At 42.9% G+C, this 210-nt stretch carries 1 protein-coding gene; it reads left to right on the forward strand.

Going from position 1 to position 210, the window contains the following annotated elements; all coding sequences use genetic code 11:
- The coding region (locus ACYQ2O_RS13960) for a transposase (RefSeq protein ID WP_459796899.1) at positions 1-210 on the forward strand (210 nt) is incomplete at both ends.

Below are 210 nucleotides of genomic sequence, written 5' to 3' on the forward strand. Positions count from 1 at the left end.
ATGCCCAGCGAAAGATTGACGTAGAAACTGTTTTCGGTCGGATGAAAGGTGTCTTTGGCATGCGCCGCGTTCATGTCAGAGGGAATCAAGCCGTGCATAATGACATTGGCTTGATGCTTATGAGCATGAATTTAACGAAACTGATCCTCGAACTCCGAAGAAAAGGAGGATGTACTTCTACATCTTCAGAAAAAATACAAAAGAACAATG

The organism is Alkalibacterium sp. m-11, assembly GCF_054658155.1.